The following is a 16569-nucleotide window of genomic DNA, read 5'->3' as shown; positions in this document are numbered from 1 at the left end:
TTCCGGTCAGAAGGCTGGACGCTCGACCGGCCGCCCAACCCGGTAAGAAAGGCGCATCCCCGGCCACTGCCGGGGATGCGGGGCTTTAAAACTTGATGCGCACGCCGAGTTGCAGGCCTTGCGGGTTCTCGTTCGGCAGCGGGCTGTCCAGGCTCCAACTGACCGGATAGCGGATCTCGCTGTCCCGCTTGTGATGGATGTAAGCGTAAACGCCGTAGAGGTCGATGTTTTTGTCGTAGTTGTAGATGTAACCGAGGCTGATTGCCGCGGCATCGCTCAGTGCTTCATCCTTGCGGTCGTCCTTGTAGATGAAGCTGACAGTGGCATTGTGTTTGTTACCGAAGTTGTGGCGCATGCCGAGCTGCAGGTCGTTGCCGTTGGATTCGAAATCCACCCAGGGCGCGTAGGCGTAGTAGCCCACGTAGCGGTGGAACACCGCCGACAGGTCGGTCTTGCCCATGCTGTACACCGCGGTCAGGTAGGCGTCGGTGGACTGCTGCATCGTGTGTTTGTCCCACAGGTTACGCTGGTACTTGCGGTCCACAGCAGCTGAAAAGTACCAGGGGCTGTCGGTCCAGCGATCCACGGCGACGCTGATGACTTGCCCGTCGCGGCTGCCATCGTCCTCACCCTTGGAGACGCCACCGCGGAACTCATAACCATTGATTCGCGGGCTGATGTACATCAGCAAGCCGTCTTCACGCCACGGCGCGTAGAACACCATCACGTTACTGATCAGGCTGTAGTCGTTGTTGTACAACGGGTCAGCATAACCGTAGGCGTTGGCGGACGGGGTATCCCGGCGGCCTGCGCTCAGCGTTCCCCAGCGCTTGGAAATGACCTCGAAGTAGGTTTCGCGCTTGCCGATATCATCATCGGAATGCGGGTTGTACTGCGCCTGGTAAATCCAGTTCAGCGACAGGTCGTCGGTGACCGCTTCCTGCATGTGCAGTTGCAGGCGGTTGGCGCTCAAGCCGCCGCCGTTGGCACGCTCCTCGGTGTGTCCGCCGGACTTGGCCACCTCGTAGTTGACGTCGATGACCCCGGAAAGCTCAATAACGTCGATGCCCGAGACGTCTTGAAGGTCTGCGATGTCCGCGCAGGCGTAACCGCTCACCAGCGGCAGAATGAGTAAAAGTTTGCGCATTGCATGCTCCGATAGAACGAGTAGAGGCTCGCGACAGCACTCCCCTGCTGTCGCGGCCTGGTTTTTTATTGGTATGACTGGTTCTTGCGGGGGTGGATCAGTCCCGAGGCGGCCAGATCTTCTTCGGCGCTTCGAAGCTCGGCTCGCCCAGCAACGGGGTCGACAACGCATAGAAGCCGTGGTTGGTGAAGACCCAGATCAGGTTGCGGTCGTACTCGGTGTAGGTGCCGTGGGTGAGGTTGCCCATGGCCCAGCTCACTACGTTCTTGGTGTCGTACGGCGGTACGAAGTAGGCACCGATGGTCGGCTTGTCTGGGTTGCGCACATCAAAGACCTGCACACCGGCGTTGTAGTAGGCGTACGGCAGGATGCCGTCACGCGATACCCCAGGCTGGGTGTAATAGCCACTGCGCTTCGGACCGAAGCTGCCCTTGCGCTGGCAGAAGTCAGTGAACTCGGCGTCGGCCGGTGGCGTCGGCATCGGCAAGGTGTGCTTGATCACCGGTTTAGTCGGGTTGCGAACATCCACGGCGTAGATCGGCTTTTCCGCCTCGTAGCAGTCCTCGGTCAGCGGGTAGCCGCTGAAGTAGATCAGGCCTGTCTTCTCCACCTGACTCACATCGATGCCGTCGCCTTCAGTGCCGGCCACGCTGACCGGGAACTCGAGATGGCCGACCACCTTCAAGTTCGCCGAGTCGGTGATGTCGACCACGTACAGGCCCATGCCGCCCATGGCCGCATAACCGTACTTGCCGCCTTGCTCCACCGGCTTGGGAATGAACAGCGACGCACGTGATCCCATCCAGGACGCACGGTTGCCAGCGCGCGGGTTGGCCTTGAACACAGCCTCGTGCTCAGGATCGCCGATAATCTGGCCCGGCACGGTCAATACGTCGAGCAGCTTGGGGTTGCTCGGATCGGACATATCCCAGGACTGATAGCCTGAGTTGTACAGATCGTTGGGGTACTCGGTGAGTGCATAGTTGTCGCTCGGTGCAGCCGCCACATACATCACATCGCCGCCGAAGTAGGCAGGAATGTCGCGTGAGCCGGAGCCCTGTTGCTCGCCGATTGGCGCATCCGGGTGCTCGATGTCGGTGGTACGAGTGGCAATCAGCTTCCAGTCCTCGGGCAACGGGCCATTCATCTCGTAAACCTTGAAGCCCTTGAGGTGCTTGGATTTACGGATGGCTTCGACCTTGTCTGGCTCACGATACTTGTCGCTCAGCACGCCGAAACGGCGGGTCTCGAAAGACTGCACCATGATGTTCTTGCCAAGCTTCTTGTTCCACTGGATCGACGCGGCGCCGAAGAAGTCGTCCGCAGGATACGGGTTGACCTCCTCACCCGGGCCTTCCACCCCCCAAGGTGCGCCCTTGGACAGCAGCACCTTCACGTCTTTGGGATTGGTGATATCAAAGATCTTCAGGTCGCGGCGCACGTACTGGTAGAGGTAGCGCTTGCCAGCGAAGTCGACGATGTTCTGCCACGTGTGGAAGGGCTCAACCGCGATCGGGTAGTAAGCCTCCACCTTCATGTTCTTGATGTAGCTCTTGGTGTCCCAGTGATCCAACTCGCCAGGGAACGGCTTGCCTTCATGGGAGAACGGCGTGGCTACCGGCCAGATGAACTTGCCGGTGGCCTTGTCCATGCCATAGCTGCCCGGAGCCGGTTCCGGCGGAATGCGTTCCGGTCCCAGTTCGGTCAGACGCTTGACGATGGGGTCGACGATGTTCATCGGGGCATGCTCTTGGGCATGCAGGCTCGCGCTGGCGACCAGTGCGAGCGCCAGCGAAAGCGCAAGGCGACTGCGTTTGTATGCATTGCCAGGATTAACAGAGATCAGCTTTGTTTTCATTATTTACTCCGTTTGGTAGTGCCCCATCGGGCAATCTTTGCGTTTCACCTTTCCCGGAATCCTTTCCGAACAACTTCTTTGAGCGCATTGCCTGCGCACAGGCCGCCTTGCGCGAGGCGTTAGAAAATCTCCAGCGGGTAATCGGTGATGAGCCGAAAATCATCGAGGTCGCCGGAGCCCTGACCGGCATCAGCGCGATGCCAGGCTTGGCGCAGCCGAAAGCTCAACCCCTTGGCCGGTCCGGACGCCACCACGTAGCGCAATTCCAGGTTGGTCTCGCGATGCGAGCCGTCGTCTCCATAGCGCCCGGCGTAAGGGCTGCCGAGCGCAATCCCGCTGCCATCGATCTGATCGCCCTGGATGTAGCGGACCATCATCGAGCCGCCAGGCAGCCCCAAGCCCGCGAACGAATAGTCGTAGCGAATCTGCCAGGACCGCTCATGGGGGCCGTTGAAGTCGGAAAACTGGGCCGAGTTGGGCAGCCAGATGGAGGCCCCTTGGTCGTTGCCGTTACGACCTTTGCTGTCGTTGTCGCCCACACCGAGGTAGTCAAAGGGGGTGTCGCCGCGGACCTTCTGCAGCCCGAGCAGGAAGCGGTGGCTCCCCTGGCGCAGGTAGGTCGAGGCACCTAGTGTCAGGTTGTCGATCTCGCCGGCGCGCGCCGCGCCGGTCTCGGTGGTCCGGTACAGGGTCAGGTTCAGCCCCGCTTCGCGCTCGTCGTTCAGCACGAATCGCGAATTCAAGCTGGCATAGCCCTGGTACCAGATGTCCTCGAATCTTGCGCCGTACAGTGCCAGGGAGTGCCCCGGCGCCCATTGCCAGGTACCGCCGGCATAGTCGGCGCGCGGCGTGGTGACTTCGGCCATGACTGCCCACAGGTCACCATCGGCATTGGTGGTTACCGGGCTGGTGGCTGAGGTGAAATGGCCGACCTGTAAATCCAGGTCGTCGCGCTCCCGACTGCGCAGAGTCAGCCCCGTTGCGGTTTGCGGCACGATGCGAAAGTGGCTGACGCCAAATACCGGGGTATCCGGGCGCTGCTCGCCGACCTTGAGCTCGGTCTTCGACAGCCGCAACTTCAACGCCGCCCCGCCCTTGGCGTACTCATCGGCCGGCTCGCCGTTATCGTGCACCGGCAGGTTACGGGTGCCAGTCTTGCCCGCCGAGGCATCCAATTTGAGCCCCTGGTAGACGAATGCATCCACCCCGACTCCGAGGGTGCCGGGGGTGAAGCCAGAGGTGAAGTCCAGGTTGATACCCTGGGTCCAGTCGCGCTGGTCGGGGCGACCCGCTTGCTTGCTGCGATTGAAGTAGGAATTGCGCAACAACAGCTTGAGCTGGCTGCCTTCGACGAGGTTGCCCCAGCCTTCGGCGGACACCGTCGCCGCGTGGGCCGGCATGAACAGCAGGCCAGGAATCAGGGGCAAGGCTGAGCGGAATGCGCGCATATCATCCTCGTACGACTGAATGCTCGAGGTGAGCGGGCAAGCCGCTCCCCACCCGGACGGCGAAGCGCCCGGGGACTAATTGTTCAGGGAATCGACGGCCCGATCGGCAGATCAGGCCGGGTTGGACTCAGCGCCGAATCGGCAGCGGGCTAGGTGCCTCACCCTCGACGGAACGGGCCTTGCGAAAGCGCAGGAAGTAGATCAGCGCCATCACCAGCAGGAAGGGCACGCCACAGACCAGCGTCAGGGAGAACTCCTCGGTGAACATCGTGGTCAGCATCACCGCCAGCATCAGCAGCAGGCCGGCCAGGCTGGTCCAGGGGTAGCCCCACAGACGGAACTCCAGGGACGCACTGTCCTGATGACGACGGAAGAACAGGTGGGTGAGGAAGATTCCGGCCCAGGTGAACATCGCACCGAACATGGCAATCGACATCATCAGGGTGAAGGCATCCTCCGGGTAGGCGATGTACAGCAGGGTGCCCAGCCCGATCCCCAGCGACGACAGCAGCAGCGCCGCCACCGGCACGCCCCGAGTGTTCACGCGGCCGAACATCGCCGGCGCCTGGCCAGCTCGCGCCAGGCTGAACATCAGCCGCGACGTGATGTACAGCTGGCTGTTCATCGCCGACAGCGCCGCGATCAGAATGACCGCGTTGAACACCGCGCCAGCATAGGGAACGCCGGTCGCATGCATCACGGTGACGAAAGGACTCTGACCACCGTTGTTCTGCCCCCATGGCAAAATCGCCAGGACAAGTGCGATAGTCAGCAGGTAGAACACCACCAGGCGCACCACCGTGATGCGAAAGGCCTTGGTCACTGCGTGCTTGGGGTCCTTGGCCTCCCCGGCTGCCACCGCGATCATCTCGATGCTGAGGTAGCTGAAGAACGCCACGATGACCGCTACCCAGGTGCCCCACATGCCGTTGGGGAAGAAGCCGCGATCATTCGTATAGTTGGCAAAACCGATGGACGAATCCGCCGGCGCGCCATAAACCACCCAGGCGCCCAACAGAATGAAGGCGACGATGGCGCACAGCTTGAGCAGAGAGAATACGTACTCGATTGCACCGAAGACCTTGACGCTGAGGATGTTACTTAACACCAGCGCCGCCGAGAATGTGACCATCCAGTAGCCGCCCGGCACGTCCGGGAACCAGTACTTCATGTACATGGCCGCCGCAGTGATCTCGGTGCCCACCGCAAATACGATGGACGCCCAGTACGCATAGCGAATCAGGAAGCCGAACCAGGGCGCCACATAGAACTCGGCGAAAGAGCCGAAGGAGCCGGAAGTCGGGTGGCGGACGGTCATTTCCGCCAGGCAACCCATCAGCAGCAGCGCGATCAGCGCACCAATGCTATAGCTCAGCAGCACGCTGGGACCGGCGAAGCCAATCGCAAAGCCACTGCCGAGGAACAGCCCGGTGCCAATGGCGCCGCCGATGGCAATCATCGACAGCTGGCCGCTGCTCAAGCTTTGTTTAAGGCCCTGCTCACGCTGAACCAAGTTATCGAAAGAGCTTGTTATTTTTGTCATGTTCGAGTGCTCAGGTCTGGTCAAGAAGGGATCAGGTCACCGACTTCCTGGCGATGAAGCGCGGAGCGTTCCATTCGCCACTGGCAAGTACCTCGCGCAGCGCTTGAACGCTGTCCCAGATGTCCACGTAGCTGTTGTAGAGCGGAGCAAAACCAAAGCGCAGGATGTCCGGGGCACGGAAGTCGCCGATCACCCCGCGGGCGATCAACGCTTGCATCACCGGGTAGGCATTGGCATGCGCCAGCGACACTTGGCTGCCGCGCTGCGCGGCATCGCGCGGTGAGCGCAGCGTCACGCCCAGGCCAGCCAACTGTTCGTCGCACAGCTCGATAAACAGATCACAGAGCGCGACGCTCTTGTTGCGCAGTACGTTCATGTCGATGCCGTCGAACACCTCCAGCGACGCTTCCAGGGCCAGGATGCCCAACTGTGGAGCGGTACCCACCAGCATGCGGTCGATGGTCGGATGCGCCTCGTAGTCGTGGGTAAAGTCGAACGGCCGAGCATGCCCGTGCCAGCCGGTCAGCGGCTGACGCACCTGCGGGATGTGGCGTTCGGCGACATACACGAACGCCGGCGCACCAGGGCCGCCGTTCAAGTACTTGTAGCCACAACCGACGGCGAAGTCGGCCTGGGCGCCGTTCAAGTCAATGGGCATGGCACCGGCGGAGTGGCACAGATCCCAGACCACCAAGGCCCCGACTTCGTGGGCACGCGCCGTGATTGCTGCCATGTCGTAGCGGCGGCCAGACTTGTAGTTCACATGGGTCAGGGAAAGGATTGCGACCTCTTCGTTCAGCGCTGCCAGCACCTCGTCCGGCTCGACGCAACGCAGCTCGCAACCGGTCAACTCGGCCACGCCGGAGGCGACATAAACGTCAGTCGGAAAGTTGCCCCGTTCGCCGAGGATCACCTTGCGGCCTGGCTGCATACGAATAGCCGCTACCAGCACCTTGAACAGGTTGACGGAGGTGGAGTCGGCAACGATCACCTCATTGGTCCCCGCACCGATCAACCGGGCGATCTTGCCGCCGGCGCGCTGCGGCGCAGGGTACCAGTCGGCGTCATTCCAGGAGCGAATCAGGCCGTGGGCCCACTCCTGCTTCAGCACTCGCTCGATGCGAGCAGGGACATGAGCGGGCATCGCACCCAACGAGTTGCCATCGAGATAGATCTCACCCGCCGGAAGATCAAATTGTGCACGCGAGTTGCCCAGGGGATCATCGTGATCGAGACGTTCGAAATGCTCACGGGTGAGCGGGACGGACAAAGACATGCGAGTTCCTCTATTACTTGTTCTTATGGAAGGAGCGGCGGCCGCTGATCGGCGAAACCATGCATGGGCTCGCAGCTGTGCTGCTCGACGCATCCCGGTGCATGGAAGGGATGTTACCCCCAGCCGTGAATTACCTATAAATAGAAAGAAGGGTCTTAGCTATTACGCTTGGTAATACATGAGCCTGTTGCGCTCCCGCTTGGCGGTTACTGCAATCGCGTCTGGAAGTCCAATGTCCTTGATCCAGTTGCTACAGGCCGCCTCTTGCGGCCAACCCCACGATTATTTCTGTGTACAAAAACCAGAATTTTTGATTACAGTATCGCACGCCTATGACGTCGGTAATCGCCGATGCATATTGCGACGGTCTTACGCCATGCAACACCCACTTCAGCTCGATCAGCTCGAGCGCCCTCTTCGAATGTCGTTCAACCTTCACCGCGGTACAGGCTTCAGCCATCGCAAGAACGACTCGTTCCTCCTAATACCGTCACCCCCACACGCACCGTGAATCGCTTCGGCTTTTAACCGTGGGCCGCGCTTTTGCGGACATCTGCCTGCGCGTTAATCAGCGCTCATGTGGTGCGCCGTCACGCTGCGTCAGCGCGTGGGCGTAACTGCGCTCGGGCCACAGTAGCCGTCAGCAGTGCCTGCAAGCGAATTCAGCTGCAATCGAACAACAATCGAGAGAGTCACTCGTATGCCAAAAACTTTACTGGTCAAGAACGCCGAACTGTTGGTCACCATGGATGGCGAGCGCCGGGAGATCCGTCGCGGCGGCATGTTCATTGAAGACAACGTGATCAAGCAGGTCGGCCCTAGCGAGACCCTGCCGCAACACGCCGATGAAATTCTGGACATGGCCGGCAAAGTCGTCATTCCAGGCTTGGTCAACACTCACCACCACATGTACCAAAGCCTCACCCGTGTAGTGCCGGCGGCTCAGGACGGTGAGTTGTTCAACTGGCTCACCAACCTGTACCCCATCTGGGCAAAGCTCACCCCTGAGATGATTGCGGTATCGACGCAAACGGCGATGGCGGAGCTGATTCTCTCTGGCTGTACCACCTCCAGTGACCACCTCTACATCTACCCCAACGGCTGTAAGCTCGACGACAGCATCCATGCGGCGCAAGAAATCGGCATGCGTTTCCACGCCGCACGCGGGAGTATGAGTGTCGGCCGCAGCCAGGGCGGGCTTCCGCCCGATTCCGTGGTGGAAAAGGAAAGCGACATCCTCAAGGAATCCCAGCGCCTGATCGAGGACTACCATGACGCCAGCCATGGCTCGATGTTGCGCGTGGTCGTGGCGCCCTGCTCGCCCTTCTCGGTCAGTCGCGACCTGATGCGTGAAGCTGCAGTGCTGGCGCGCCAGTACGGTGTGTCGATGCACACGCACCTTGCAGAGAACGTCAACGATATCGCCTACAGCCGCGAGAAGTTCGGCATGACACCGGCCGAATACGCCGAAGACCTGGGCTGGGTCGGCCACGATGTCTGGCATGCCCACTGTGTTCAACTCGACCAGCACGGCATTGAGCTGTTCGCCCGTACCGGCACCGGGGTCGCCCACTGCCCATGCTCGAACATGCGCTTGGCCTCGGGGATCGCGCCTATCCGCAAGATGCGCGACCACGGTGTGCCGGTAGGCCTGGGGGTCGACGGTTCGGCCTCTAACGATGGGGCAAGCATGATTGGTGAAGTACGCCAGGCGCTGCTGCTGCAGCGCGTCGGTTTTGGCCCTGATGCGATGACCGCTCGCGAAGCGCTGGAAATCGCCACGCTGGGTGGCGCCAAGGTGCTCAACCGTAATGATATCGGCACTTTGGCACCGGGCATGATTGCCGACTTCGTCGCCTTCAACCTGGGCCATGTGGCGTATGCCGGCGCCCATCACGACCCGCTGGCGGCCCTGGTGTTCTGCACCCCGACCCACGTCGATACCAGCGTGATCAACGGTCGGGTGGTGGTCAAGGATGGCCGCATCACCACCATCGACCTGCCCGTGGTGCTGGAGCGCCACAACCAATTGGCCCATCAACTGGTCAGCGGCGACTGACCCTTTCACACCGCTGCGCTCGATGCTGAGCGCAGCGGCGCAACACCTGCTGTACCCACAGAAGCATCAACTGCGACTGAGACCGTGCTGTTAGACGCATCACTATAAAAAAAGCGAGCTACTCACCATGACATCTCCCGCTTCATCTCGTCCTGAAGACGAGAACCTCGGTATTGGCCCCAACCTGGCCTATGGCCTGCAGCATGTGCTGACGATGTACGGGGGGATCATCGCAGTCCCGCTGATCATCGGTCAGGCTGCCGGCCTGTCATCTGCCGAGGTCGGCTTGTTGATTGCCGCATCACTGTTCGCCGGTGGCCTGGCGACTCTGCTGCAGACGCTGGGCATTCCCTTCTTCGGCTGCCGCCTGCCACTGGTTCAAGGGGTATCGTTCGCGGGTGTCGCAACCATGGTTGCCATCATCGGCAGCGACGGCACGGGCGGATTGTCGGTGGTGTTCGGGGCAGTGGTCGTGTCGTCGTTGATCGGCCTGTTAATCACCCCGCTGTTCTCACGCATCATCAAATACTTTCCGCCGCTGGTGACAGGTATTGTCATCACCACCATCGGCTTGACCCTGATGCCGGTTACCGCGCGCTGGGCCATGGGCGGCAACAGCCAGGCCGCCGATTTCGGCAGCATGGCCAACATCGGCCTTGCGGCGTTTACCCTGGTCACCGTGTTGCTGCTCAGCAAACTGGGCAGCGCGAGCATTTCGCGCCTGTCGATTCTGCTGGCGATTGTCATTGGCACCCTGGTAGCAACCGCCGTTGGCATGACCGATTTCTCGCAAACCTTTGAAGGCCCGCTGGTGGCCCTGCCCAAAGTGTTGCATTACGGTATTCCGCAGTTCCAGGTCGCCGCCATTCTGTCGATGCTGATTGTGATTATCGTGACTATGGTCGAGACCTCTGCCGACATTCTGGCCGTAGGCGCGATCATCGAAACCAAAGTCGACTCCAAGCGCCTTGGCAACGGCCTGCGCGCCGATATGATCTCCAGCGCGCTGGCGCCGCTGTTCGGTTCTTTTACCCAAAGTGCATTTGCGCAGAACGTTGGCCTGGTTGCGGTGACCGGGGTGAAGAGCCGCTATGTGGTCGCCACCGCCGGGCTGATTCTGGTGACGCTCGGGCTGCTGCCGGTGATGGGACGCCTGGTCGCCGCCGTGCCCACTGCCGTGCTCGGCGGTGCCGGGCTGGTGCTGTTCGGCACCGTTGCCGCCAGCGGCATTCGCACCTTGGCCCAGGTCGACTATCGCAACAACATGAACCTGATCATCGTCGCCACCTCCATCGGCTTCGGCATGATCCCCATTGCCGCGCCGAGCTTCTACCATCATTTTCCGGCATGGTTCGAGACCATTTTCCACTCGGGCATCAGCTCCGCCGCGATCATGGCTATCCTGCTGAACCTGCTGTTCAACCATCTGCGTCAGGGCAACTCCGACCAGCAGTCAGTCTTTGTTGCTGCGAGTGAGCGCACCCTGCGTTACCGGGATATCGCCGGGCTCATCGAGGGCGACGTTTTCCGCGATGGCAAACTGTACGACTATGACGGCAACGAAGTGCCTATCGTCGAGACCGAGGAAGGGCACGAGCCGGCCTCGGCACGTCGTGGTCAGCAGCTCCAGCCGATGCACTGATCTGCCTTGAGCTCAGGAACGCGACGTGCAGACGTCGCTTTCCTGTAGCGTCCGTCGATGCGCATGAACACATTTCAGAAATAGCCTACAGCCTTGCTTGTTGCCCTTGGGCGCGATCCCTTTTACCTTCGCTCGTGGCGCCTAAGAAACGCCTCCACGGCGGCTGAGCCCGCTCCCGACAGATGCGGCATTTTTGTGCGTGTGGTTTACTGCTGCGCGCATGAAACACTCTGTTATGTCGGGAGTGGGCTAATACAAGACCTGAAAGGGAAATACGTCCGGCCTACCGTGTGGGGTTTCTTAGCTCCCGACACCCAGCCTTGAAATGGCTGATCTACACGGAGGTAATGTAAATGCCTATCGAGACGTGCGCTCACGCCCCCACCCTCTTCACGCGCCACAATCGCCCGCTTCATACCCTCTGGCTGGAATCCCAGGCCTGGTTCTGCGCTCACGAACTGGGCCGAATGACCGGACGCTTCTACGACCAACACTGCATCCGCAAGCTCGACCCGGACCAGCATCGCCCTGTGCAGCTGCTGCGCTACGGTCGATACCAAACCACCACCATGGTCAGCGAGTCGGGTGCCTATACCCTTCTCGCTCACCATCACATTCCGGAAAACCGCCACCTGCGGCACTGGCTGACCCACGAGGTGGTAGCAGTGTTGCGCGATGGGCAGGAATCGGCGATGGCAGACCTGCCGCACCTGGGGCGGATGTGCTGGCCGGGTGGGCACACGGCAAGTTTGTTGTATTGGCAGAGCGAGCCGTGGGTGCGCTTGCGCGATGTTCCGGTGGTCATGGCGGCGGAACAGCCTGTGGTGGCGCCGGTGAAGCGCAAGCTGAGTTGGCGGGCGTGCTTGCGAATGCAGGGGATGGGGGATTGAACTGCGCCTGGTGGGAGACTGTCTTGCACCACCTGTAGGAGCGGGCTTGCCCCGCGATAAGATGTGACTGATACACCGCAATCGCGGGGCAAGCCCGCTCCTACCTTTGTTCGTAACGCAAAGCTGGAAAAATCTATACAAGGAAGTTGACTTGTATAGATTTAGTCGTAGGCTTTCCCTATAACTTGTACATAAATTCAATTTTGTACAGGATTATCGGGAGCCTCGGATGTCCATTTACCTGGAACATTTCGCCGAACGCTTTGCCAAGCTTGATGGGCAAAGCCTCGATTGCCTCGAAGACTTGTACAGCGATGATGTACAGTTCCGTGACCCTTTGCATCAAATCGATGGCCTGCAAGCCCTTCGCACTTATTTCGCGGCGCTTTACGCCCACGCCCAGGACATTCGCTACGCCTTCGCCGGTGCCGACGAAGTCCAGCCGGGCCAAGGCTATTTGCGTTGGTCGCTGGCTTTCCGTCACCCCCGACTGGCCCACGGCAAGCCTGTCAGCCTGCAGGGTTGCAGTTTCCTGAGGTGGCAAGAGCGGGTTTATTTCCATCAGGATTACTTTGATGCAGGCGCGCTGCTGTACGAGCACGTGCCGATCATGGGCGGCGCGGTGCGCTGGCTCAAAGGCAGGCTGGCATGAGCCGCTGCTGGATGACCGGCACCAGCAGCGGCATTGGCGCGGCGCTTGCCACGCGCTTGCTGGAGCAAGGCCATCAGGTCGCCTTGGGCGCCCGCCGAGCCGAGAGCCTGTCGCTGTTGCTGGAGCGCTACCCAGGGCAGGCATTGGCGGCCATCGGTGATGTCGATGTACCCGAACACGTAACGGCTATCGTCGAACAGATTGCGCGCACATGGGGCGCACTCGACCTGGTTATCCTCAACGCCGGAACCTGTGAGTACCTCGAACCCGGCCGCTTCGATCCGACACTCGTCGAACGAGTGGTTCGCACCAACCTGTTCGGGGTAAGCCATTGCCTGGCGGCGGCACTGCCGCTGCTGCGTCGCGGCGAACACCCGCATCTGGTGGTCACCGGCAGCTCGGTCACCTGGCTGGCCCTGCCGCGCGCAGGCGCGTATGGCGCATCGAAGGCAGCCCTGCGCTACCTGATCGAATCACTGCGTATCGACCTGATCAGCGAGGGTATAGACGTCACGCTGATCAACCCCGGCTTTGTCGACACACCACTAACCCGCCGAAACGACTTTGCCATGCCCCAACTGTGGAGTGTCGAGCGCGCCGCAGAGCACATCATCAAGCGCCTGCCCCGACGCCCGCTGGAGATCAACTTCCCTTGCCTGTTCACCTTGGTGCTGCGACTGCTGGGCGCCCTGCCGGCGCGCTGGCGCCTGGCGCTGGGCAGACGCTTGGCCCCCACAAGACAGGAATAGCCACTCATGCGTATTGCAATCATTGGCAGTGGCATCTCCGGCTTGACCTGCGCCTATTTGCTGTCGCGCCAGCATGAGGTCACGGTGTTCGAGTCCGCCCCCTGGGTGGGCGGCCACACCCATACCGTTGATGTGCAATGCCAAGGTCAAGCGTATGCGATAGACACCGGCTTCATCGTCTTCAACGATTGGACCTACCCGCACTTCATCAACCTGCTCAAGCACCTGCAGGTCGCTACGCGCCCCACCGAAATGAGCTTTTCGGTGCATGAGCCAAATACGGGTTTCGAGTACAACGGTCACACGCTGGATACCTTGTTCGCCCAACGCCGCAACCTGCTATCACCCGGCTTCTGGGGCATGCTGCGAGACATCCTGCGCTTCAATCGTCAGGTTCTCGCGGACTTTGACCAACAACGTATCGACGACTCCGCCACCCTCGGTAGCTACCTCAGGGCAAAGGGTTATGGGCAGCGCTTCATCGATCACTACATCATGCCAATGGGCTCGGCGATCTGGTCGATGTCGCGGGCTGACATGCTCGCTTTCCCGTTGCAGTTCTTCGTGCGCTTTTGCCGCAACCACGGCCTGCTGTCGGTGAACCAGCGGCCGCAATGGCGGGTGATCGAGGGGGGCTCGCGTAGCTACCTGGCGCCCTTGTGCCGGCCTTTCGCTGAGCGCATCCGTTTGAATTGCCCGGTCCATCGGGTCGACCGCGACGAGGCGGGTGTCACCCTGCTCAGCGCAGCAGGAACGCAGCGTTTCGACGCCGTTGTGTTCGCCTGCCACAGTGACCAGGCCCTGGCGCTGCTGGGTGCGCCGAGTATGGACGAGCGCGCGGTGCTGGGTGCCATTACCTACGCAGACAATGAGGTGCTGCTGCATACCGACACCCGCCTGCTACCCCGCCGGCGCAAGGCCTGGGCTAGCTGGAACTATCGCCTGGGCGACCCGCAGCACGCTGGCGCAGCGCTGACTTACGACATGAACATCCTCCAGGGGATCGAAGCGCCCGTCACCTTCTGTGTGAGCCTCAACCAAAACGCCCAGGTGGATCCGGCGCAGGTCCTCGCCCGCTTCAACTATGCCCACCCGCAATACAGCCTCACCGCCCTCACCGCCCAGGCCCGCCACGCTGAACTGCAGGGTTGCCAGCACAGCTATTACTGCGGCGCCTATTGGGGCAATGGCTTTCATGAAGACGGCGTGCTCAGCGCGTTGCAGGTGGCGCAGTGCTTCGGAGAGCGCCTATGAACAGTCGCCTGTGCCAAGGCTGGGTCAGTCATCGGCGCCTGACGCCTCGCCAGCATGCCTTCCGCTATCGGGTCGGCATGTTCTACCTGGACCTGGATGAGCAACCCTGGTTGCTGAGCCTGTCTTGCTGGTTAGGTCGCTCGCGGTGGGCACCCCTGAGCTGGCGCCAGACCGATTACTTGCCACAGCTCACCCGCAACGGTGAACCCTTGGCCCAAGCCGCACGCCTGCTGGTCGAACAGGCCACCGGGCGCCTCCCCGAGGGCGCCGTGCACCTGCTGACCCAGCCGCGCTGCTGGGGGGTGTCGTTCAACCCGGTCAGTTTCTATTTCTGCCATGAGCTGGATGGGCAACTGGCGGCGATCCTGCTGGAGGTTCGCAACACGCCTTGGCGCGAACGTTTTCACTATGTGCTGCCGGTGCAGGAAGGCCGGGGAGGCGCGTTCATCGTGGCCAAGGCTTTCCACGTCTCACCGTTCCTGCCGCCGGACATGGATTACCACGTGCGCGTCCTGCTCGATGAACACCGCCTGCGCATCCACATGGAAAATTGGCGTGCGGAGCACAAAGTGTTCGAAGCCGACCTGGCACTGCAACGCCTACCACTGAATCGCGCCGCCTTGCATCGCCACATCCTGACCTTCCCGTGGATGAGCCTGCGTACCGTCTCAGCCATTTACTGGCAAGCCCTGCGCCTTTTGCTCAAGCGCACCCCCGTCCACGATCACACCGCCAGCCGGGGCAACCTGGTGCTCGGCCACCCCCGCGAGGACTCCGATAATGTCCGATCCCACCCTGAGCGTTAGCAAGTCCGCAGGTATCATCCCCTTGCTTGGCGGCCTCGCCAGAAACGCCGTACTCGCTCAGTTACGCCGGTTGCGCCTGGGGCATCTGCGAGTGCTCAGCAGGGGGCAACAATGGAGCTTTGGCGACCCGGCCAGCCCGTTGCAAGCTGAGGTGGAGATCCTTGAGGACGCGGCCTGGAGCCTGATTGCCAGCAATGGTTCGATTGGCTCGGGGGAAGGCTACATCCACGGTTACTGGCGCAGCCCTGACCTGGCAGCGGTGACCCGTCTGTTCGTTGCCAACCTGGATGTGCTCGACGCGATGGAAAGCGGGCTGGCGCGTCTTGGGCGTCCAGCCCTGCGCCTGCTGCACCGGCTCAACCGCAACAGCCTGCGGGGGGCTCGACGCAACATTCTTGCCCATTACGACTTGGGCAACGCCTTGTTCGAGCGCCTGCTCGACCCAACCATGATGTACTCCGCCGCGCAGTTCGAACATGCTGAGCAGACCTTGGAAGAGGCCCAGTTGAACAAGCTTGAGCGCATCTGCCAGAAGCTTGAACTCAAGCCCGACGAGCATCTTCTGGAAATTGGCAGCGGCTGGGGCAGCCTGGCCATCCATGCCGCTACTCGCCACGGCTGCCGGGTCACCACCACGACACTCTCCGACGCGCAATATGCGCATACGCGCCAACGAGTGAAGGCGCTGGGCCTGGAGCAGCGCATCACGGTGCTGCGCGAGGACTACCGCGACCTGCGCGGGCGATTCGACAAACTGGTTTCAATCGAGATGATTGAAGCCGTCGGCCACCGCTACCTGCCCACCTACTTCCGCCAGTGCGAGTCGTTGCTCAAGGACGATGGCCTGATGCTGTTGCAAGCCATCACCATTCGCGACCAGCGCTATACCCAGGCGCGCCGCTCTGTGGACTTCATCCAGCGCTACATCTTCCCCGGTGGCGCGCTGCCTTCGCTGAGCGTGATGCTCGACACCGCCAGCCGCCAGACCGCGCTGAACCTGGTGCAGTTGGAAGACTTCGGCCAGGACTACGCACGCACCCTGCGCCATTGGCGCGACAACCTGCGTCAGGCGCGCACGGCGCTGACGGAGTTGGGTTACGACGACATCTTCCAGCGCCTGTGGGAGTTCTACCTGTGCTACTGCCAAGGCGGCTTCGAAGAGCGTGCGATCAGCGTGGCGCAGTTACTGTGGGCTACGCCGAAGGCACGTCGGGCACCGTTGCCGGGCGAGTGAACATGCGCCGC

Annotated in this window: 13 protein-coding genes; 8 read left to right on the top strand and 5 right to left on the bottom strand. The window is 61.3% G+C overall.

Translation table 11 applies throughout. The features are described 5' to 3' along the window. Positions 1-85: 85 nt before the first annotated feature. The 5 genes from ACVWSC_RS07065 to kynU all read right to left on the bottom strand — a co-directional run bounded on the left by ACVWSC_RS07065 (position 86) and on the right by kynU (position 7272). Positions 86-1147, bottom strand: a complete 1062-nt coding sequence (locus tag ACVWSC_RS07065; RefSeq protein ID WP_442112686.1) for a porin — start codon at positions 1145-1147, stop codon at positions 86-88. A 97-nt stretch (positions 1148-1244) separates the two neighbouring features. Further along, entirely contained in the window at positions 1245-3005 is a 1761-nt protein-coding gene (locus ACVWSC_RS07060; protein WP_442112684.1) for an LVIVD repeat-containing protein, read from the bottom strand. A gap of 119 nt (positions 3006-3124) precedes the next feature. After that, positions 3125-4453, bottom strand: a complete 1329-nt coding sequence (locus ACVWSC_RS07055; RefSeq protein ID WP_442112682.1) for an OprD family porin — start codon at positions 4451-4453, stop codon at positions 3125-3127. 127 nt (positions 4454-4580) lie between these two features. Further along, positions 4581-5996, bottom strand: a complete 1416-nt coding sequence (locus ACVWSC_RS07050) for an amino acid permease (protein ID WP_442112680.1) — start codon at positions 5994-5996, stop codon at positions 4581-4583. 31 nt (positions 5997-6027) lie between these two features. Beyond that, positions 6028-7272, bottom strand: coding sequence for a kynureninase (kynU, locus tag ACVWSC_RS07045; protein ID WP_442112678.1), 1245 nt, complete (start codon positions 7270-7272; stop codon positions 6028-6030). A 700-nt stretch (positions 7273-7972) separates the two neighbouring features. Between kynU and ACVWSC_RS07040 the strand changes: the two genes are divergently transcribed. From ACVWSC_RS07040 to ACVWSC_RS07005, 8 genes are all read left to right on the top strand, one after another. After that, positions 7973-9331 carry an 8-oxoguanine deaminase gene (locus tag ACVWSC_RS07040; RefSeq protein ID WP_442112676.1) on the top strand — a complete coding sequence of 453 codons (1359 nt, stop codon included), beginning with the start codon at positions 7973-7975 and terminating at the stop codon, positions 9329-9331. Positions 9332-9458: 127 nt separating this feature from the next. Next, entirely contained in the window at positions 9459-10973 is a 1515-nt protein-coding gene (locus ACVWSC_RS07035; RefSeq protein WP_442112674.1) for a nucleobase:cation symporter-2 family protein, read from the top strand. Between the two features lie 353 nt (positions 10974-11326). Then, positions 11327-11863: a BRO-N domain-containing protein gene (locus tag ACVWSC_RS07030; RefSeq protein WP_442112672.1), complete on the top strand. Its 537-nt coding sequence runs from the start codon at positions 11327-11329 to the stop codon at positions 11861-11863. Positions 11864-12092: 229 nt separating this feature from the next. Continuing rightward, positions 12093-12515 (top strand): nuclear transport factor 2 family protein, encoded by a 423-nt coding sequence (locus ACVWSC_RS07025; protein WP_442112670.1) that lies wholly within the window; start codon positions 12093-12095, stop codon positions 12513-12515. Beyond that, positions 12512-13264, top strand: coding sequence for an SDR family NAD(P)-dependent oxidoreductase (locus tag ACVWSC_RS07020; protein ID WP_442112668.1), 753 nt, complete (start codon positions 12512-12514; stop codon positions 13262-13264). The genes ACVWSC_RS07025 and ACVWSC_RS07020 overlap by 4 nt, the downstream gene beginning before the upstream one ends. A 6-nt stretch (positions 13265-13270) precedes the next feature. Further along, positions 13271-14518: an NAD(P)/FAD-dependent oxidoreductase gene (locus tag ACVWSC_RS07015; protein ID WP_442112666.1), complete on the top strand. Its 1248-nt coding sequence runs from the start codon at positions 13271-13273 to the stop codon at positions 14516-14518. After that, positions 14515-15324, top strand: a complete 810-nt coding sequence (locus ACVWSC_RS07010; RefSeq protein WP_442112664.1) for a DUF1365 domain-containing protein — start codon at positions 14515-14517, stop codon at positions 15322-15324. Before ACVWSC_RS07015 ends, ACVWSC_RS07010 begins: the two co-directional genes overlap by 4 nt. After that, entirely contained in the window at positions 15299-16558 is a 1260-nt protein-coding gene (locus ACVWSC_RS07005) for a class I SAM-dependent methyltransferase (RefSeq protein ID WP_442112662.1), read from the top strand. Before ACVWSC_RS07010 ends, ACVWSC_RS07005 begins: the two co-directional genes overlap by 26 nt. Positions 16559-16569 lie beyond the last annotated feature (11 nt).

Source organism: Pseudomonas sp. NUPR-002, from assembly GCF_056322725.1.
This window is presented reverse-complemented; position numbering and strand designations above follow the sequence as displayed.